The following is a 19447-nucleotide window of genomic DNA, read 5'->3' as shown; positions in this document are numbered from 1 at the left end:
CGGTTATCCTGAGGAAGAAGTGCTTCGACCAGGCGCGGAGCATTACCGGCTCCGCAGGAGCTGCCAGGCGCGGGTGATGTCGGTGGGGCCGGGCAGGAAGGCGGTGATGCCCAGGCCCGTGGCCCGGCGGAAGTGCCAGAGCAGAAAGGCCGTGGAGGCAGTGTAGGAGAGCGTGGAGGCCAGCGCCGCACCCTCAATGCCCAGGCGCGGAATCAGCAGCAGTCCTCCGGTCAAAGTCAGAACCAGACCGGCCAGGGCGGCGGCGTTGTTGATGCGGTACTGTGCGCGGCCGGCAAAATAGCTGCTGATGAGCATCTGCACGGCCATCATGACCGAGCCGGGGGCCAGCAGCCGCATCACCGTTTGTGCGGCGCCGAATTCGCGGCCGAATACGGCCGTGAGTACGGCCGGGGGCACGGCTACCAGCACCAGCACCGCCGCGGCCGTACCCAGCACCGCCAGCCGCCCCACCCGCAACGCCGATTCGGGTAGCGGGCCGCCTCCGGGCGTGTTTACCAAATCGACGTACTGCACCAAAGCCGCGCTGCGCGGAATCAGCCAGATGGCTTCCATGAGGGCCACGCCCACCGAAAGAACCCCCACGGCCCGGGCATCAGCAAAATAGGCCACGAAGTAGTAGCCGAGGCGGTAGTTGGCGAAGGCCAGCATATTGGAGAAATGCGCCCCCCGGCTGTGGCGAGCCAGCTCGCGAGTGGTGGCCCGCAGCCGCCGGCCCTGGCGGCGGCGTGGGTCGGGCAGGCGCAGCAGCGGCACCAGGCTTAGCAGCAGTGGCAGCCCGAAGGCCAGATAGGCGGCGTAGTAATAGGTGTAAACAGCCACCAAGCGCCCCCCGGCCCAGAAGGCCGCTAGCAGCGCCCCAGCCAGCAGTGCCACCTGAACCAGCGTGAGCAGGTTGTATGTGCCCTCGCGCCGGCGGCCCAGCAGCAGGGCGGTGTTTATCGAGAAGAGGGCCTGCAACAAGCTTAGCAGCCCCAGATGCAGCAGGTACGCGGGCTCCGGCTGCCGCAACAGCGCCACCGTCCCCGTGCCCAGCGCGCACACCAGCGTTGCCCAGCCGTAGGCCGGCAGCAACAGGTGCCAGAGGTTGCGGCGTGGGGCCAGGTAAATGAGGGAAGAGCCGCCCAGCAGCCCGATAAAGAGCAGGATGGCCGCGCAGTCGGTGACAAACAGGCTGACTGCGCCCCGGCCTGCCGCGCCCAGGTAGCGCGCCGTCAGCCACACCACCCCGAAGCTGAGCAGAGCCGTAGCCAGGCGGGCAGCAAAATTTTGCACAACGCGGCGCAGCATAATAGGAATTCGGCCGGTGGGAAGATGGAGTTGGACCAGAGTGGGGGGCGGCCGCAAGAACGTCATTCAGCGCGAAGCCGCCCCGGCGGCTTCGCGCAACGGATGCTCTGCCGAAGCCGGGGCTACTTGTTGCGCCTGATGCCCGCGTACACCTGCCGGAAAGCGGCACCCACGGCCGGGTAGCTGAAACGGGCCAGGGCCGTTGCGCGCATCTGCTGCTCGTTGAAGCGGCCGGCCGGGGCCTGCAGCACTTCCAGCAGAGCAGCATAAAGGGCCTCCTCGTCGGCGGGCGCCACCAGCAGGCCGGCCGAACCGTCGGGCGGCAGCAGCTCGGGCACGCCGTTCACGCGGGTAGCCACGGCGGGCAGGCCGCTAGCCTGGGCCTCAATCAGGACGCAGGGCAGGTTTTCGTAGTTGGAAAACAGTACGAAGGCCTGGGCCCGGCGCATTTCGGCGGCTACCTGCTCCGAGGTCAGCTTACCCAGAAACTCCACTGTGCCATCGGCCAGCAAACCCAGCTCGGCGGCCAGCTGGTGCAGCTGTGCTTCGGCCGGACCGTAGCCGGCAATGCGCAAGTGCAGGTGTAGCTCGGGGTGGTTGGTGCGCAGCCGGGCCACGGTGCGCAGTGTGCCGCTCAGGTTTTTGGCCTGCTCGTTGAAGGCGGCTACATTCAGCAGACCCCGGCGCTGGCCGGCCTCAGCAGGCAGCCCGAACCGGTCGGTATCCACCACGTTGGGGATGATGACGGTTTGCCGGGCCCGGCCGCCCAGCCGCTCCAGAGCCCGTTTCAGGTCGTCGGAAACAGGGGTGAAAGCGGCGGCCCGGCTCACCAACAGCCCGGCCAGCCGGCCCCGCCACCAGCGTAGCCGGTGGGCATTCACCGGCAGAAAGGCCGTCCAGTTTTCGGTAATCAGGTACGGAATCCGGTAGCGCCACTTCAGTGCCAGCGCCAACGCCGCGGTGCGCAGCATAATATGGGCATGTACGATATCGGGCCGCTGGCCCTGCCAGTGCCGCCGTACGGCCCGCCAGCCCTTGCCCATGCATACCAGCCACAAACCCAGCTTCAGCAGCTTATCCAGCGGCGCTATACCTATAAGGTGGGCGCGGTAGTAGTAGCGCCAGGTGGGCACCGGGCCGCTTAGGTCAATGTCGCTTTCGATAACACTGCTGAGTGGTCCCCGCGCCACGGCTGCAAACACCACCGCACTTTGCAAGGGCTGCCGCGGCGTGTCGGTGGTGGCAATAGCGGCCACGTGCCGGGCCACAAAGTCGCCATCCTGGTCGTCGTAGCGGTGCGGATACCACTTGGGCAAGTGCAGAACGCGTAATGGGGGCAGGGGCAAAGAGGAAGCAGACACGGGTACGAAGTTATGCCAAGCTGCAACAGTGCGCCGGCCGCAGTGGCATAAAAAAGCCGGCTACCCTTGGGCAGCCGGCTCGAATAAATAAGTAAGTATAAGTTAGCAGCGCAAATTCTGAATTAGTAAACAGGGTCCATCTACGGATACGTCACCTCCATAATTACAATTAAGCAGCCGCTACTTCACCACTATAAAGCGCACCGACTGGCTGGTTTCGCTGGTTGTAACCGTGGCCATGTACACGCCGGCCTTCAGGTTGGCGGGCAGGCGCAGGGCCTGGTCGCCGGCGCGCAGCTGGCCGTCGGCCAGCACGGTGGCTACCTGGCGGCCGGTGAGGTCGAAGACCTGCACGGTGGCCGTGGCACCGCGGCGCAGGCTGAAGCGCAACTCGGCCGGGCCAGTGCTGGGGTTGGGCACCACGGCCAGCTGCTGGAGCTGGTCGGAGGCCGATTTGGTGGCCAGCGTGAGGCCAGGGGCGTTGTAGCAGGTTATCTGGGGGTTGAAGTTGGTCCAGCCGGCGGCCCAGTTGCCGGTGCTGGGGCCAGTGGTGCCCTCCGGCGCGAAGGCTCCCCGGTAGCTCACCTTATCGAAAAATGCATCGGCGGCCTTACCCGTGAAGGCGGCCCCGGTTCCCAGCTTCGAGGCGGCTTTGGGCTGGAAGAAAGGGCTGGTCAGGTTGAAATTATCGATGGCTAGGTTCAGGTCGGCTACGGTCGAGGTCAGGTCGTTGCCATTGTCGGTCAGAAACTTCTTGGCGTCAAACGTGCTGCCCGTTACCACGTTGGCTACGCGGGCATCGGCGAAGCCGGCAAACACGTTGTTGCGCAGCTGCAGCGCCCCACTGGCGGCGTTGCCTTCACTGGCCGAAGCATCAAGCAGCAAACCCACTGGGTAGCCCGAGATAACCGAGTTGTACAAGCTCAGGGCCGAGTTGCGCCGGATGTGCAGGCCGCGCTTGTAGTTGCTGTTGAGCGTGCCAGTAGTGGGCGCAATAAAGTTGCTGATGTTGGAGAAAACCGGGGCCGTCTGGGGGCTGTTGGCCGAGCCGTTGGCATCGTTGTCCGACTCGAAGCCGTTGGAGCCCGATACGTCGGCGATGTTGGGGTCGCGCAGGGCCACGCCAAACTGCACCTTGCCCGCGAAGCCGTTGTCGGTATCCCACTCGTCATCGGTGCCGCGGAAGGCTACCAGGTATTTGGCGTTCACGGTGCCGCCAAACCACTCAAAAGAGTCGTCGCCGGAGTATGAAACCTGAATGTGGTCGAGCGTGGTGCCCGCGCCCACGCCGGCCAGCGTCAGGCCGTTGATTTCGTTGTCGGTGGTGAAGGCGATGCCCGGAAATTCGATGCGCACATACTGCAGCACGCCCGAGTTGTCGTTGGGGTCGGTGCCACCGAAAAAGGTGTCGGGCGTCAGGCCGCCTTCCAGCTTGGGTAGGGGCTGGCCGGGGGCGGCCGGAATATTCTGCGGGGCCTTGCCGGCCAGAATCAGGCCGCCCCAGTCGCCCCGGTCCCGCTCGCCGGGGGCCTGGTTAGAGGTAAATACAATAGGTTTGGCCGCCGTCCCGCGGGCCTCAATTTTAGCTCCCTGCTTGATGGTAAGCGTACCCTTCGAGGCCTTATCGCCCTTGATGATGGTGCCCGGCTGGATGGTGAGCGTGGCGCCGCTTTCCACGAACACGAAGCCCTTGAGCAGGTATACTTTGTCGGCCGTCCAGGTGGTATTGGTCGTAATCGAGCCTTCTACCACTACCGGAGCCGGGGCCACGGGGCAGGTTGTCTGGGCCTGCGCAGCGGAAGCAGCGCCGGTAACGGCAGCGGCGGCCAGCGCCAGCGAGAGTACAATCTTCTTCATAGCAACAAGGAAAAGGGGTGAGGTAAAAATGAGTGGATTTCTTACCTGGCAAAGGTCCTGCGCTGGCAGCGCGGGGGCGTTAGCGGGCCGTTATCATTAGGTTACCGAAAGGTTGCGTTTTGCCGGAAGGCTGAACGATGTAGGGGCGGGGCTTGCCCCGCCCGCCATTCGCACCGTTTCAACGGTTCTGTTCGACGGCACGAACGGCGGGCGGGGGCAAGCCCCGCCCCTACTTAAAACTGGTAAGTCAGGCCCACGGTGGAGTACTGGCCGCGGCGGAAGCGGGCAAACGCGCCCCCATCGGCGGAGGAAATTTTGCCGTCGCGGTTCGAGTCGTAGTACTGGCGGGTGTACTGGTTGAGCAGGTCCTGGATGCCCACGCGCACGCTCAGGTGCTGGCCCACGCTTTTGGTGGCTGCCAGGTCGATGACGTGACGGGAAAGCTCGAAAATGGTGAAGTTCTGGGTGTTGCTGCTGGCGAACAGAATCCGCGGCCCGATGACGTTGTATTGCGCCGAAACCTGCCAGCCCCGGGCGTCATCCTGGTAAAAAATGCCCGTGTTCACCACGTAGGGCGACTGGCCCTGCAACGCCCGCTGGTTGAGGTTGCCGGCTACCTGCTCATCGTCGCTCAGCGTTACCCGGCTCTTAATCAGCGAGGCGTTCAGCACGAAGGCGAAGTGCTGCAAGAACTTGTTTTCGGTGATGTCGGCCAGGCCTTTGCGGGCCTCCACCTCCACGCCCACGTCGTAGGCGCTGCGGGCATTCACGAAGCCCAGCTCCAGCGCGCTGCCGGTCGTCGAGCCGGTTACCTGCTCGATGGCGTCGTTGAATTTCTTGTAGAATACGCCTACCGACAGCAGCTCGGCCTTGGTGGGATAGAACTCGTAGCGCAGGTCGGCATTATAGATTTTGGCCGTGCGCAGGTCGCGGTTGCCCTTTATGAGGGCGTTGTTGTTGAAGTCATAGTAAGCGTAGCCGGCCACCTCCCGAAACTCGGGGCGATTAAGCGTAACGCTGCCCGCCAGCCGTAGCAGGCTGCGCAGGTTGAAGTTGTAGGTGCTGTTGAGCGAGGGCAGGAAGAAGGTGCGCTGCTCCTCGTAGGGCGCGGCGCTGGCCAGCCCCGAGCGCAGAAACTTGCGGTTGTATTCCATCCGCACCCCGCCTGACACGCTGAACTTGCCCGATACCGGCGCCACGGCGCTCAGGTAGCCGGCGGCCAGCAGGTTATCGGCGCGGTAGCTGTCTTCGTCGCCGGTGCCTTCGCGCAGCGTGAAGCCGCTGCTGGGGTCAATGTTTTCGGGCGAGAAAATTGTTTCAATCGGCAGCTGCAGCAGGTCGTAGTTGAAGCGCGCCGGCCGGGCCGGCACGAAGGAGAAAAAGCGGCTGGCGTAGCTGCGCTCCTTGTATTCGGTGTAGAAACCGGCCCGCAGCTTGTACTGGCTTTCGCGGGTGGTGTCGCGGCCGCTCAGGCGCTGCTCCCACTGCCCGCTGCCCATGTAGGTGTCCTCGCGCAGCCGCGAGTAGTACGACGATACATCCTGCTGCGAGCCAATCTGGCTGATTTCAACCTGGAAAGGTGGGGTCGGGTCACCGGGCAGCGGCACGTCGCTGCCGGTGCGGTAGCGGCGGTAGTCGGGCTCGTTGCGGAACACGTAGTTGTAGCCCGTCTGCCAGGTCAGGGTCGAGTTCTTGGCCGCGCCCAGCTCGTGGGTGCCGGCCAGCTGGCCCGAGTAAATCGTGCGGCTCTGGTAGTGCAGCGCGTGGTTGTCGCGGGCCCGGCCGTCGCCGCCCTGGGCAAAATCGACGCCCGTGCGGTGGGTTACCTCGTCGGTGCCGTATTGGTTGAGGAAGTTGCGCAACTCCAAGCGATGGTAGTCGTTGAGGCGCACCTGCCAGTTATGAATCACGCCCAGCCGGCTGGCGGTCTGGGCCTGCTCGTCGGTGTAGTTGTAGATGTAGTTGCCGGTGCCCGTTTCCAGGCGCTGCCGCTGCACCTGGTACTGCTGGTGCGTGTTCGAGTACGACACCGACGTTACGTTGCTCAGCTGGGCTTGTCCAAGCTCATACTTGCGCGTCAGGCCCAACGAGGCCCGCAGGTCGGGCAGGGCCGTGCTCAGCCGGGGCTTCCAGTTATTATCGAGGGCGCGGGCGGCCTGCAGCAGCTGGGCGTCGCTGAGTGGGTTCTGGCTGTCGTAGGGCTCGGAGCCGATGGTGGTCGGCATCTTCCGCTCGCCGCCATCGTAGCCCGCCCACTGGGTGCTGCTGCGCTGCGGGCTCTGCTGGTAGCCGCTTTTAAACGTGGTGCCCGCCCGGTGCCAGGCCGATACCGACAGGCTGGTCGTGTTTTCGAGCACCGAGTTCTTGGTGTACACTTTCACGGCACCGCCGCCGAATTCGCCCGGCAGCTCCGGCGCGCCCGATTTGAAAATCAGAATCCGGTCAATCACCGACGAAGGCAGAATATCGAACGAGAAGGAGCGCGTATCCACCTCCGACGAAGGCGTGATGGCGTCGTTGAGCAGCACGGTGTTGTAGCGCTCAGCCAGCCCCCGAATCACGATAAACGAGTTGTTCTGGATGGTAACGCCCGGAATACGCTTCACTACTTCGGCCGCGTCGCGGTCCAGCGTCTTCACAATCTGGTCGCTGCTCATGCCGCTCACCACCACTTCCGATTTCTTCAAATCCTGAAGTAGCGCTACCTCGGTGCCGGTCTGCTTCTGGCCCGTCACCACCACTTCGCTCAACGTCTGGCTGCTTTCTTCGAGTGCGCCGTTGAGCGTAGTGGTCTGCCCCTCGCGCAGCACGATGCCCGGGAAAGTGAGCGGCTTATAGCCAATCGACTGCACACTGATAGTATAGGTGCCCGGCGCGGCCACGAGCCGATACGTGCCATCGAGCTCCACCGGGGCGGCCTGGGTGGTACCCGTTATGATAACGGTGGCCCCGATGGCGCCCTCGCCGGTTTTTTTATCGCGAATTGTTCCGCTCAGCGTGGCTTGCTGGGCCCAGGCCAGGGAACTGGTCAGCAGCAGGAAAAACAGGATAAGCGTGCGTTGCATACAAGGCTCGAAAAGGGGTTGTACAAAAGTACCCTGAGCCTGTTATGCTAATATTGCGCCGCCGTTATGTTTATGTTACTGTCGCGGCCCGCCACGCATCTACCCGCCGAAAGACCTACTTTTGCGGCCCGAATCAGCCCCTGTCTCTACCCATGCTCCAGTCCATGACCGGCTACGGAATCGCCACCCGCGAAACCGACCACTACGCCGCCACCGTCGAAATCAAGTCGCTCAACTCCAAAAGCTTCGACCTCACCCTGCGCCTGCCTCGCTTTCTGCAGGACAAGGAGCTAGAGATTCGCAACCTGCTGGCCAAGAGTCTGGTGCGGGGTAAAGTCAACCTGAGCCTTGATTTTACGCGGCCCCGCGCTACGGGCATGAGCGGCTCCATTGTGAATGAGGCCGCCCTCACGGCCGCCTGCCAGGAGCTGCAGGCCCTAAGCCTGCGCACCGGCCTGTCCTTCGATCAGGTAACGGCCGTGGCCCACGCCCTGCCCGGGGCCCTGCGCCTGCCCGCCGCCGATACTACCGCCGCCGCCGAGCCCCTGGAAACCGAAACCAGCTGGGACGAGCTGCTGCCGCTGCTGCACGAGGCGCTGGAGCGGCTGCACGAGTTCCGCCGCGCCGAGGGTCGGGCCCTCACCACCGAAATCCTGGGCTACGTGGAGCACATCAGCCGGCTGCTGGCCGAGGTGGAGCGCCACGACCCCAGCCGCGTCGCGCAGGTCCGCCAGCGCCTGCAAAGCCACCTGGCCGACATCTCGGCCAACGAGCATTTCAACAGCATCCGCTTCGAGCAGGAGATTCTGCACTATATCGAGAAGCTTGACATTGCCGAGGAAAAGGTGCGGTTGGGCAACCATTTGCGCTACTTCATCGAAACGGCCCACCTACCCGAACCCACGGGCAAGAAATTAGCGTTTATTTCGCAGGAAATTGGTCGGGAGATAAATACCATCGGTTCTAAAGCCAACGATTCGACCATGCAGCATTTGGTAGTGAGTATGAAGGAGGAACTGGAGAAAATCAAGGAGCAGATCAACAATATACTCTAGCACTCAAACCGGATTAGGGCTGCTCTCGTAGGTGCCGAATGTAATTTTAAGAATATTATCATGCATAGGTTGTTCTTGATATATACTTGAACTTTTCCTGGCATTAGCTGGAATAATGTAAAAATCATATTAGGCTCATAATCTATCCATACTGCTTCCAAAGCGGGATTTTCTAATAAAAAGGAACCTGTATAGAGTCGGGTGTCAGGTTGTTTTCTGTAAATAACTTGCACTTTAAGTTTTTCATCGTAAATTGTGTTATCCAAGCAGCCCGGCAAATGCCCTCCCGCTGGATTTCCTCACTTCGCAACCCACCTTTTTTCAGCCTACTTCTATGAAAAAAGCACTACTTACCTTACCTGTACTCTTCCTGATGGTGCTGCTGATGGCAGCCCGTCCCTTTGCCGAGGTAGAGCTGATCAAAAAACGCGTTCTGAGTGAGCGGGTCGAAATCCTCATCCCGAAGGGGTTTGATGTGATGAGCGAGGAGCAGATGGACTTCAACTACGCCAAGTCGCAGAGCCGTCCGAGCGTCATCTACACCAATAATAAGGAAGTTAGCCTGGCCTTTTCCTACACCGATAACACGGCGGATCAGGACATGATGGACATGTACCACGACAACTTCTATAAGATCTACGCCAAGCAGTACAAGGGTGCTACTTGGTTCAGCCACGGCGTAAAGGAAGTGAGTGGCCGCAAAGTGGGCTACCTCGAGCTTATGAAGCCGGAGCTGGGCCGCGAGTCCTACACCTTCATCTTCTTCACCGATGTGGAAGGCAAGCTGCTGATGTGCACCTTCACCTGCGCCGACCGTCAGAAGCCGGAGTGGGAGAACGTAGCCAAACAGATCATGGGCTCGTTCAAGAGCAACAGCTAAACTGCTGCCGCCCGTCGGCATCTACCCCCAGAAGCACTTCACCCGGAGTTTGCCGCAAGGCAGATTCCGGGTGAAGTGCTTCTGGGGGTAGTGAGAGTTTGCTATGAGACGGGTGTCATTCTGAGCGGAGCGAAGAGTCTCGCGGGCAATGGTAATCCTTGTTGTCAGGAAGTGCTTTGGTCCACGAAATTCTTCACTCCGCTCAGAATGACAGCCAACTTACTTTTCATAACCTCACTTACCAGGAGTTGCGCCCGCGCCGTTCAGAAAGTCGCGCAACAAACCGAAAACGGCGCGGAAGGCCGTGAGGGGCAAGGTTTCAGACCGGTCCTGCACATCGTGGTAGGCGGCAATACCGCCGCGGGTATAGAAGAACAGGGCCGGTACGCCGCGCTCTGAGAAGGGGAAGTGGTCGGAGTTGGCGGCCTGGCCCCGGGCTGCCAGCGAGGCCACGTATCCGCCCGCCGCGTTAAGGCGCTGCAGGCGGGCAAACTGGTCCTCAAATACCCGTCCGTTCACCACCATAAGGCCTTCCTCGCCGGTGCCGAGCAGGTCGAGGTTGGCCAATACCCGAATGGCGGGCAGTGGTAGTAGCGGGTGCTCGACGAAGTAGCGCGAGCCAACCAACCCGGCCTCCTCGGCCCCAAATGCCAGGAAGGCAATGGAGTAGGCCGGGCGGTTTTCGGGCCGGGCATAGTGGGCGGCCAGCTCCAGCAGCATAGCTACGCCGCTGGCGTTGTCGTTGGCCCCCGGGAAGTAGGTGTCGCGCCCTAGGCGGCCCAGGTGGTCATAATGCGCCGATACCACCACGAACGAATCGGGGCGGGCGGTGCCGGGTAAGTAACCGACTACGTTCTGGGTGCGGTAGGCGGGCCGCAGGCGGGCATCGAGGCGCAGGCGCACGGTGTGGGCAGCGGCGGGCCAGGCGGCGGCCCGCACCTCCAGCCGGGGCCGAGGGGCCTGCTCGCCGGCTATGCTGGCCGTTAGCTTACCGGGCACCAGCGTGAGCTGGGCGCCGGCCGTGGCAAGGTGCGCCTGCACCACAGGCGGTAGTTCGGTTAGCCGCCCGGCCTGGGCCTGAGTCAGCACCAGCACCGCCTTTGCCAGCGGCGTGGCCAGCAGCTTTTGCCGGGCCGCAGGCTGCGCGAAAACCAGGGAATCGAGCCGGTACACCGGGCCGCGCACTTCGCCGGGACCCGAGTTGGGTGCAGCAATGAAATCGAGGCCGGGACGCAGCGGCTGGCCGTCGGCGCGCAGCTCGGCGCGGCCGGGAAAGGTGTTGACGGGCAGCGTGAAGAACTGGTAGTAGTCGGGGGCGAGGGGCTGCAGGCCCAAGTCGCGGAAACGGCCCTGCAGGTAGGCCGCGGCCCGCTGCTCGCCGCCGCTTACGTAACCCCGGCCGTGCAGGTCGGGGGCCGTGAGCCGGGCAATCGTCTGCCGGACGCGGGCCATGTCCTGCGCCGTTGTCGGAGCGGGCCGGGCCAGCGCACTGCCGAGCAGCAGGCCCAGGGCCGCCAGGGGCCGGGCGGCGGAAAAAGTACGGGTTCGATTCAGATACATACTTATTGCCAGCAACGGCGGGTAAACCACATGAAGGCCGTGCCGGCCGCCGCGCCCAGCACGTCGCTCAACAGGTCGGACACTCGCCGTGGCGGCCCATAGCCAGCAGGTGCTGCAGCACTTCGACCAGCGCGCCCAGGCCCACGGCCAGCCCCAGCACGAGGCTGAACGCCTGCGCCCGCAGCCACTCCAACCACCGTTGCCGCCGGGCCGAGAAGGTGGCCAGCACCGTGAACACCCCGAACACGACGGCGTGGGCGGCCGTGTCGAAAGAGAGGAACTCCCAGCGGGGCGTAACGGGCATGTCGGCGGCGGGCGCAAGGGTGCTCACCAAAATAAACGCCGCCCACGCCAGCGGCAGCCCTACCAGAGGGCGCCGACGCGGCGTGGGCGGCGTTGCGGAAGGCAAAACCAACGGCAGGAGCGGCGCTTAGGCGCCTACCAGCTCACCGTAGGTTTCGGACGTGAGCAGGCCCTCCAGCTCGGAGGCGTCGCTTATCGAGAGTTTGATAATCCAGCCGTCGCCGTAGGGGTCGGAGTTCACCAGCTCGGGGCTGCCGTCGAGCTTGTCGTTTACTTCGAGCACGGTGCCGCTGAGGGGGCTGAACAGGTCGGAAACCGTTTTAACGGCTTCTACGGTGCCAAACACGTCGTTCTGGGATACCTCTTTGTCAACGGTGTCGATGTCGACGTACACGATGTCGCCGAGCTCTTTCTGGGCGTGTTCGGTGATGCCGATGTAGGCCACGTCGCCCTCAACGCGGACCCACTCGTGCTCTTTGGAATACTTCAGGGAGGCGGGCAGATTCATGGGATGGTGCTTAGGGAATGAACTGAAAAGCGAGGCGCGCCGCGCGCCGCTTCAAAAGTACAGGTTAATGGGGAGATTAGGGGTCTGGGAACTGTGGCGTTGCTGAAAACCAATTGTCATCCTGTATTTTCGGAGGATCTACAGCGTTTTCGTAAGCTTAGATTGATAACAGATTCTGGTGCTGTAATCATGAGGATGCTGCAGGTAGCGAGATTATCCTCCTAAAACCGGGCTGTATGGCACAAATGCCTTGCTCTGTAGCCCCGAAATCAGAGCGGCCAATACTCTGCTAAAAAGGCCCGTAAGCTTAGCTTACGGGCCTTTTTGGTTAATCGGCGAAGGGGTCGTCGCCGGCTTTCTTCTTGCGCTTCTTCTCTTTCTTCGAATCCTCTACCGGGGGTTCGTCGGCGGGCGGCGTGGCTTCTACCGCTTTCTTTTTCTTGCCGGTGTCATCGGCCGGGGCGGCCGCAGGTGCGGCGGGCGGTGGGGTGTCGGCGGCGGGGTCGGCTTTCTGCTTGCGGCCTTTGCGGCCGGTTTCTTCGGCCGGAGGGGGCGTATCCTGCATCACATCATCCACGGGGTCGTTTTTCTTCTTCTTCTTTTTCTTGCCCGTGTCCTCCATGAAGTCGAAGTTGCCGGTCGGCTGGGGCTGGGTTACGTCCAGTCGGCGCTTGGTGGTTTCGTTGAGGTAGTCTTTGCGGAAGTGGTTGAGGAAAAGCTGCACCTCCTGCTCGTCGCCGAGGTAGAAGCCATATTCGGTGGCCGTGTTGTAGTCGCCTTTGGCCTTCAGGCCGATGATTTCGTCGAACGAGCCGTGCTGGGCCTTGGCCAGTATCACGTTGTTGGTGTACTTAAGGTAGTACCAGGTGCGGGGCTCGGCCTCCAGGTAAATGTCTACCGCGTCGCCGGTACTTTCGCGCTTGATTTCGATATAGCCGTCAACCATGGCGTTGATGTCCTTCTTACCTACGCTCACCAGGCCAATTTTGCCCACCGAGTACCAGGCCCGGCGCTTCTCATCCCAGCGCATGTTTACCTGGTTGAGCACCAGGGTGTGCAGAAATTTGGCCGAGAGCTTCTGCAACGACAGCGCCCCACTCTTGCGGGTGGCGTAGTCGCGGGCAGCCGCGTTTCCCGCCAGTTCCCCAATTTTGTAGAGCTGGCCCGAAGCGGTATTCAGGGCCTCAGGGTTGCCGCGGGCACCGGTCGCCAGGTCCTGGGCCATGGCCTCCACCGCCTTCTCGGGCAGGTTGATGTCGAAGGCCATAAACGTATCGATGTCGTAAATGGCACTGTCGGGCTTGGCATAGCCCAAGCCGGCGGCCGTGAGGGTGTAATCTTTGTTGGAGTTGATAAAGCTGAGTTTACCGCGGAAATTCAGCGCCCCGGTCGAGTCCTGCAGCGTCAGCACCGAGCCCTCGTACATGTCGGGGTCGGTGTAGTTGTGGCGGCTGATGGCGTACTGGCGGCGGCGCTGGTCGTAGCTCAGGGTGCCATCCACCGTAAACAGGTTCATGTCGGTTACGCCGGGCTTGGTGGCCACAAACAGCGGGTACACTTTGCCCGTGCTTTCGGACAGAAACAGGCCCGAGAGCATGGGGGTGCCGCTTTCGTCCTTGGGCTCGCTCAACCTGATGCGGATGCGCTGCGGGTCGATGGTGTCCTGCACGGCAAACCAGTCGGAAGCCGAAGCCGCCTTCACGAAGTTGAGCTTGGCCTGACCATCAAACGAAAAGCCTTTTTTCTGCGAGTTCATCTTCACCCCGCCCCGGAAGCCAATGCGCGGGGCCAGGTTGAACTTGTCGGCCGCCGCAATAGTGGCCACGGCCAGCGTGGGCGGCGAAACCGGCGCATCGCCGGGGTCGGGGCCGCGCTTTAGCAAGCCGCCGCCCTTCTTGCCACCGGTGTTCATGGCTACGGCCGTGGCCATAGAGTCGACCCGGAAACTGGCGAACTTGATGGCGAACGAGTCGGCCGAGGTTTTGTAGTTGTAGAGGGCGTTACCGCTGAAGGCCGTGCGCGAAAGCACCCGAATCTGGCCCTGGTACAGCTGGTGGTACTTCCGCAGCGTGTCCATCACAATGCCCGCGTTCTTGAATTCGCGCATGCGGGCGTTGGGCAGCACGTACACCCGGTTCGAGTCAGGCACAATCCAGGCGTCGGCGGCCGCGATGCGCGGTACGCCGCCGGCCACCAGCTGGTAGCGGCTCAAATCGTATTGACCCGTGGAGGCCTGGAACTTGAGGCCCTGCTGCTCGGGCAGCGTGCTGTAGAAGTAGGAACGCGACGAATCGGCCCCGGGGGCCACCCGCAGCTGCACGAGCTTCTTTTTGAAATCCCATTTGCCGCCCGAAAGCGTGGTGCGGTAATCGGAGTAGGGCAAATCGATGCTCGACTTGTTGTCCGACGATTCGCGGGCAAACTCGGTGCTGCCGGCCTTCAGGTCGTAGACGAAGTTTACGTTGTTGGCCGTCAGGGCCGGCTTGTTCACTTCGGCCGACTTGATGTTGAACGTGGCCTGCTGGCCGCTGTACTGGGTGGGTTTGAACCGGAAGGACGTGGAGCGCACAAACGACTGCGGCCCGTCCATTGCGCCGTTGCCGTGCAGGCCACCGGGCGAGTACGTGAGCGTGCCCCGGAAGCCGTAGGCCACGTCGTAGATGCGGAATGCCTCGCCCTTAGGCTGGCTGGTCAGGTACATCGAATCCTGGCGCACGGCCCACTTCATCTGGTAGCCGGGCAGCAGATCCACCTTCGCAAACTCGGTACCGCTCAGCGGGCCCGGCAGGATGCTGGCCGATTTGCCCACCGTCACCACCGAGTCTTTATAGAAGATGAACTCGTCGCTGCTGAAGTTGCCAGTCAGGTACTTGATGTTGCCGATGCCCTGCAGGCCCCGGTTGCTCATGCTGACTTTGTTGTAGAGCGTGCCCTTGGTGCCGTAGAGCGGGAAACCGGCCTTGGGTACATCATACACGAAACCCAGCGAGCCATCTTCCTGCATGCTGAGCTTGGTTTTGAAATCGGGCATGATACCGCCCGACACAAAGGTGCCCTTGAAGCCCACCGCCGCCCGGTTTTTGTTGTTAAGCGAGTCGAGTTTGAAGGGGGGGATGTCGAAGTACAGCGTGGTGTCGTAGGCGCCGCCCAGCACCTCGGGCTTGTTGAAGAACACGTAGGCGCCGGTGCTGGCATCAAACGACGGATAGGCCCCGAGTTTCTTACGGCCCGATTTGTTGTTGGGTGCGTTGATGTAAAGCCGGCCGGTCGAGGTCCGGCCCTTGTTGGTCAGGGCCCAGTCGGGGTCTTTGCGCGCCCGCATCACCGAGCCCTTCGTGCCCTTGCCCTTCACAATAATGGAGTCAATCTTCGCCAGATCGATGTAGAAGCCGTCGTAATCGAACTTGAACTCCTTGCCCTTGAAAATGAAAGCCGAGGCCACCACCGTACCGTTGAACAGCACGCCCCGGTTTTTCTGAATCCGGACGATGCTCGAATCCGGTTTCACGAATACCGTTACCGAGTCGTCGGAGAAGTTGAAACGGTCCACGCCCCGCACAATCAGGTCGTTGGAGTTCAGGTCGAGGGTGGCGTTTTTACCCGAAGGCGAGAGGCTTTTCAGCGAAATGTGGTCGTAGTCTTTCTTGCCGCGCGAGGAGTTCACGTAGTGCATGGCCTTGGGCAGCAGCACTACCTGGTCGGTTTGCGGATACCAGCCCACGTAGCCGTCGCGGGCCAGGCCGGAAGCCACGGCGCGCACGTTTTCCACCTTCAGCTTGCGGAAGCTGGCTACATCCTGCACCGTAAACAGCCGTTTGTTACCGTTTTCGAGGCTGTAGCCCACCATCATCTGCAGTGGGTGCAGCTTGTTGATCGTCTTGATTTGCTGGTAGCGGGTGTTGGTGTAAAATTCCTTCGACTCGAAGCCGGCGGCCACTTGGTTTTTGGCCGTCAGCATCGAAAAATCGATGAAAGGCGTACGAACCGGCCAGCTCAGCAGCTCGGTCGTAATCTCCATCTGATGGTAGGAGTCGTAGTAGGCCGTGTTCTTGTAGAGGCCCTGCTCGCGGGTGAGCTGCAGCAGCTGGGTGCTCTTGTTGTACTTGAGCTTCACGCCGGGGTGCGTAACCGAGTCGCTCTTGCCCTGGAAGATGGAAATGGCCGCGTGCTGGGCAGTAATCAGCGAGTCGCCCAGCTGGTAGGAGCGCGAGGAGGCCCGGAACTTGGGCTGCCCCGCTACATCCACAATAATGTGCGACAGCGAGCCGTCGAGCGACGACGACAGGGCCTGGGTGCCCGCCAGCGAGAAACCCCCGAAGTAGCGGATATTGTCGCCGATGTTCTTTACGCGGGCGTCGTTGGTGGTCGAGATGAAGCGCGGATAGCCGGTATCCTTTTTGTCGCCGGCCTTGCGCTGCACGCTTTTAAAGGCCAGCCAGCCCTGCACCGGATTCTCGAGCACGGCCGGATACGTGAGCGTTACGGGGTTGGCCATGAACTCGGCCTTGCTGATATCGAAGTCGAAGCTGGCCAGGGCGGCCGAGGCAGGGTTGCCGTTTACCTCCCAGGCAAACGTGCCGCCATAGCCCACAAAGCGGTTCTGGGCCGGCACCACTACGCCGCTGGTTTTGGCAATGTATACCGAATCGGAAGCCGTAATCAGAAACAAATCGGCGTTATCGAGCATGATAACCGCACCGCGGGTAGGTGGGGTTACGTAGCCGGCAGCATAGGTTGCGCCCGCGTCACCCCAACCCGAGTCGACTGGTTTGGCCCCCTTTTTAGCGGGTGCATCGTCGGTGGCCCAGGGGTCTTCATTGCCCCAGCCGGCATTTTTAGGGTTGGCTTTGGCAGCCGGGGCCGCGGGTGCGGCCGGCGCCGGGGTGGCCGCAGGCGCCAGCGGCGGCAGGTCGGTGGCGTTGTAGGCGAAGCGGAACTGCCCGCCTACGGCGCGCAGCGAGCTGTAGCGGGAGCGGTGCAGAAACTTGGTATCGAGGAACTGGGCGGCCGTGGCCACAAACTTCGCGGCATCAGCCGGCGAATCCTTCTCCAGCGTTTTGCCCACGGCATTCAGCAGCTGGGTCATCTGGTCGTCGCTCAGGTTCTGCACCAGCGCCCCGGCGGCAATGGCCGTAAAGAAATCCTCGAAGTGGGGCCGCGCCCGCAGCTTGCGCGCCAGCATGTACTGGCTCAGCGACACAATATAGCGCTGCTGGGTGGCCGTGAGGCGGTTGCTGGCCCACACCTGCTGCAGGCGCGTACCGGCCGCTTTGGCGGCGGCGTTGTTGGTGGTAGCCATCAGGGCCTGTACATCCACCATAAACTGCTCGGGCTCCGAGCTGAACTTGCCCGTGAACTTGGGCGGCACCGGTGCGGCCACGGGCGCGCCGGGTTTGGCGGCCGGGGCCGGTTTTTGCTGGGCTAGCGCCGGGGCCACCAGCCCCAGGCTTAGCAGCAGCATCCAAACCCAAGTGAAAGCAACCTGCTTCATAGTGTGTAGCGTCTTCGTCAAAGCAACCATAAATAAGCCGGGCCGGCCGGCAACCGGCGCATACCGCTGAAATTGTACTCTTGCCGGCAGCCCTGCGCATAGACCCTGGCAGGGTTTTCGCGCATTAAGTCAGCTAACCGCCTACAATTTCGGTAAAAGCCAGCACTTTCCGGTGCTGTCGGCCGGCCGCCTACATACATTCCTACTCTTCCCAATTTTACTTATATTCTGATAGCCACCCGCTTGTGAAGCGCCCCAAACGCAGAAATCCGTTTCGCCCGGTGTCGGGCAAAACGGATTTCTGCGTTTGGGCCTGCGCCTTACGCCGGCTGCCGGAAAATGGCCGACACCCAGTGATTCTGGACGCGGTGGCTTTCGTAGCGGAAGCCGGCCTGCTCGGCGGCGGCCCGGATCTGGGCCAGGTCTTCCTCGTAGAAGCCCGAGAACAGGATGGGGCCGCCGGGCCGGAGGTAGCGGGCGTAGGCCGGCATATCGTCGAGCAGCACGTTGCGGTTGATGTTGGCCAGGATGATGTCGAACGGCTCCTCGCCCTCAAGCGCCGTAATGTCGCCCAGGCGGGCCTCCACGGTGCTTTCAACGTTGTTTTCGCGGGCGTTGTCGGCGGCATTTTCGGCCGTCCAGGGCTCCACATCCACGGCCAGCACCGAGGCCGCGCCGAGCTGGGCGGCCATCACGGCCAGAATGCCGGTGCCGCAGCCCATATCAAGCACCCGTTGCCCTGATGGTTTACGTCGAGTTGGTTGGTGAGCATCAGGGCCGTGGTGTCGTGGTGGCCGGTGCCGAACGACATGCGGGGCATAATCACGATGTCGTGGGCCAGATCGGGCCGGGCGGGGTGGAAGGGCGCCCGCACCGATACGTGCTCGGCAATAACGAGGGGCTCGAAGTTCTTCTCCCACTCGGCGTTCCAGTTCTGGCGGGTGATGATGCGGTGGTCGAACTCGACTTCGCCCTGGCCCTGATAGCGGGCCATGATTTCGGCCACATCGTCGGGCGAAAACTGGTCTTCGTCGATGTAGGCGCAGAAGCCTTCGTCGTTGTCTTCGAAAGTATTATAGCCCACTTCGGCCAGCTCGGCTACCAGTATGTCGGCCAGCTCGCGGGGCGCTTGCACGCGCAGTTCAACGTAATCCATGGGGGAGGTGCGAAGTTTATAGAGTAAGAAGCTGGCAGGGGCTGCCGGGCAGAAGCGGCAAAGGTCGGGCAAAAAGCGCGTTTTCCGACCCGGCCCGGTTGGTCGGAAAAAGGATGCAAGTATTTGTTTATAGAAATATTCTTTCATTTGAGCCAGTAACTCCCCTCTCTCCTATGAAGCACTCCCTGCGCCACCTATTGTCCGCCGCCCTGTTGGCTCCGCTGCTTACCGGCTGCGGCAGCAAAGACACGGCCGGCGAAACGGCCACCGACGTAACTACCACGACTGAAACGACGCGCACGGAAGTTCCAATAGTACCTGAAACTGCCGCCGCGGCTACATCGCCCGAAGCAGCTGCTTCTACTGCCGCGTTCGATGTCACGACGGTGCCCATTTCAACGGCCAATCTGGGGCGGTTTCCGTACATCGCCGGGCTCAAAGGCTTCACCCTCAATACCAGCAATAGCAAAGAGTACGATTTCGAGCGGGCCTATGTGTACGACGGAAAAACCCTGCTGCCCATTGAAGGGAAGGTATCGCGCCGCTTGTTTGATGTGGATCGGTCGGATGGAAATAGCAAAACCGTATCTGAGCTGGCGATTGACCGCAACCTTGAAAACCAGCTTAAAGAGTTAGGAGCAGTTAAGGTTTGGACAGGCATAATCCCGAGGGAATCCGTCGATAAAATCGGGAACGACGAGTTTTATAAGCATAGGGGATTCGGCACCAATGACAACGATGCCAGTGATACATACCTCATTCGCCAGAAGGATAAAGAGGTATGGGTGCAGCTCAACAGCCAGTCGGGAGGCGATTACGGGATGGATGTAGTGGAGAAAGCCGTGATGCCCAATCTAACCACCGTGCAGCCCGCCGCCGACTTAAAAAAAAACTAGCGGCGGA

The 19447-nt window shown here is 61.8% G+C and carries 13 protein-coding genes; 3 read left to right on the top strand and 10 right to left on the bottom strand.

All coding sequences use genetic code 11. From position 1 onward, the window contains the following. Nucleotides 1-42 precede the first annotated feature (42 nt). The 4 genes from D0N36_RS09130 to D0N36_RS09115 form a co-directional block, all read right to left on the bottom strand. On the bottom strand, nt 43-1293 hold the full coding sequence (locus tag D0N36_RS09130) for a lipopolysaccharide biosynthesis protein (protein ID WP_147320812.1): 1251 nt from the start codon (nt 1291-1293) through the stop codon (nt 43-45). A gap of 137 nt (nt 1294-1430) precedes the next feature. Beyond that, entirely contained in the window at nt 1431-2669 is a 1239-nt protein-coding gene (locus D0N36_RS09125) for a glycosyltransferase (RefSeq protein WP_116941087.1), read from the bottom strand. A 180-nt stretch (nt 2670-2849) separates the two neighbouring features. After that, a complete protein-coding gene (locus D0N36_RS09120; protein ID WP_116941086.1) occupies nt 2850-4526 on the bottom strand; it encodes a T9SS type A sorting domain-containing protein in 1677 nt (558 codons plus the stop codon). A 233-nt stretch (nt 4527-4759) separates the two neighbouring features. Continuing rightward, the gene (locus D0N36_RS09115) at nt 4760-7591 is read right to left on the bottom strand and encodes a TonB-dependent receptor (RefSeq protein WP_116941085.1); all 2832 of its coding nucleotides are present in this window, start codon (nt 7589-7591) and stop codon (nt 4760-4762) included. Nucleotides 7592-7743: 152 nt separating this feature from the next. Between D0N36_RS09115 and D0N36_RS09110 the strand changes: the two genes are divergently transcribed. After that, entirely contained in the window at nt 7744-8646 is a 903-nt protein-coding gene (locus D0N36_RS09110) for a YicC/YloC family endoribonuclease (protein WP_116941084.1), read from the top strand. Between the two features lie 334 nt (nt 8647-8980). After that, nucleotides 8981-9526 (top strand): hypothetical protein, encoded by a 546-nt coding sequence (locus D0N36_RS09105; protein WP_147320811.1) that lies wholly within the window; start codon nt 8981-8983, stop codon nt 9524-9526. A 234-nt stretch (nt 9527-9760) separates the two neighbouring features. On the opposite strand, the gene D0N36_RS09100 is transcribed toward D0N36_RS09105, so the two are convergent. The 6 genes from D0N36_RS09100 to D0N36_RS19945 all read right to left on the bottom strand — a co-directional run bounded on the left by D0N36_RS09100 (nt 9761) and on the right by D0N36_RS19945 (nt 18544). Continuing rightward, nucleotides 9761-11086, bottom strand: a complete 1326-nt coding sequence (locus D0N36_RS09100) for a M28 family metallopeptidase (protein ID WP_116941082.1) — start codon at nt 11084-11086, stop codon at nt 9761-9763. A 67-nt stretch (nt 11087-11153) separates the two neighbouring features. Next, entirely contained in the window at nt 11154-11495 is a 342-nt protein-coding gene (locus tag D0N36_RS09095; protein WP_147320810.1) for a VanZ family protein, read from the bottom strand. 21 nt (nt 11496-11516) lie between these two features. Continuing rightward, the gene (gene gcvH / locus D0N36_RS09090) at nt 11517-11897 is read right to left on the bottom strand and encodes a glycine cleavage system protein GcvH (RefSeq protein WP_116941080.1); all 381 of its coding nucleotides are present in this window, start codon (nt 11895-11897) and stop codon (nt 11517-11519) included. A 328-nt stretch (nt 11898-12225) separates the two neighbouring features. Continuing rightward, on the bottom strand, nt 12226-17388 hold the full coding sequence (locus tag D0N36_RS09085; RefSeq protein ID WP_116941079.1) for a hypothetical protein: 5163 nt from the start codon (nt 17386-17388) through the stop codon (nt 12226-12228). A 320-nt stretch (nt 17389-17708) separates the two neighbouring features. Then, nucleotides 17709-18110, bottom strand: a complete 402-nt coding sequence (locus tag D0N36_RS19950; protein WP_262895310.1) for a 50S ribosomal protein L11 methyltransferase — start codon at nt 18108-18110, stop codon at nt 17709-17711. Then, nucleotides 18080-18544 carry a 50S ribosomal protein L11 methyltransferase gene (locus D0N36_RS19945; protein WP_262895309.1) on the bottom strand — a complete coding sequence of 155 codons (465 nt, stop codon included), beginning with the start codon at nt 18542-18544 and terminating at the stop codon, nt 18080-18082. The genes D0N36_RS19950 and D0N36_RS19945 overlap by 31 nt, the downstream gene beginning before the upstream one ends. A 173-nt stretch (nt 18545-18717) precedes the next feature. Between D0N36_RS19945 and D0N36_RS09075 the strand changes: the two genes are divergently transcribed. Beyond that, the gene (locus tag D0N36_RS09075) at nt 18718-19440 is read left to right on the top strand and encodes a hypothetical protein (RefSeq protein ID WP_116941078.1); all 723 of its coding nucleotides are present in this window, start codon (nt 18718-18720) and stop codon (nt 19438-19440) included. Nucleotides 19441-19447: the final 7 nt, after the last annotated feature.

Source organism: Hymenobacter lapidiphilus, assembly GCF_003417065.2.
Taxonomy (GTDB): Bacteria; Bacteroidota; Bacteroidia; order Cytophagales; family Hymenobacteraceae; genus Hymenobacter.
Note: the sequence above shows the minus strand (reverse complement) of the source record. Positions and strands in the feature narration are given on the sequence as shown.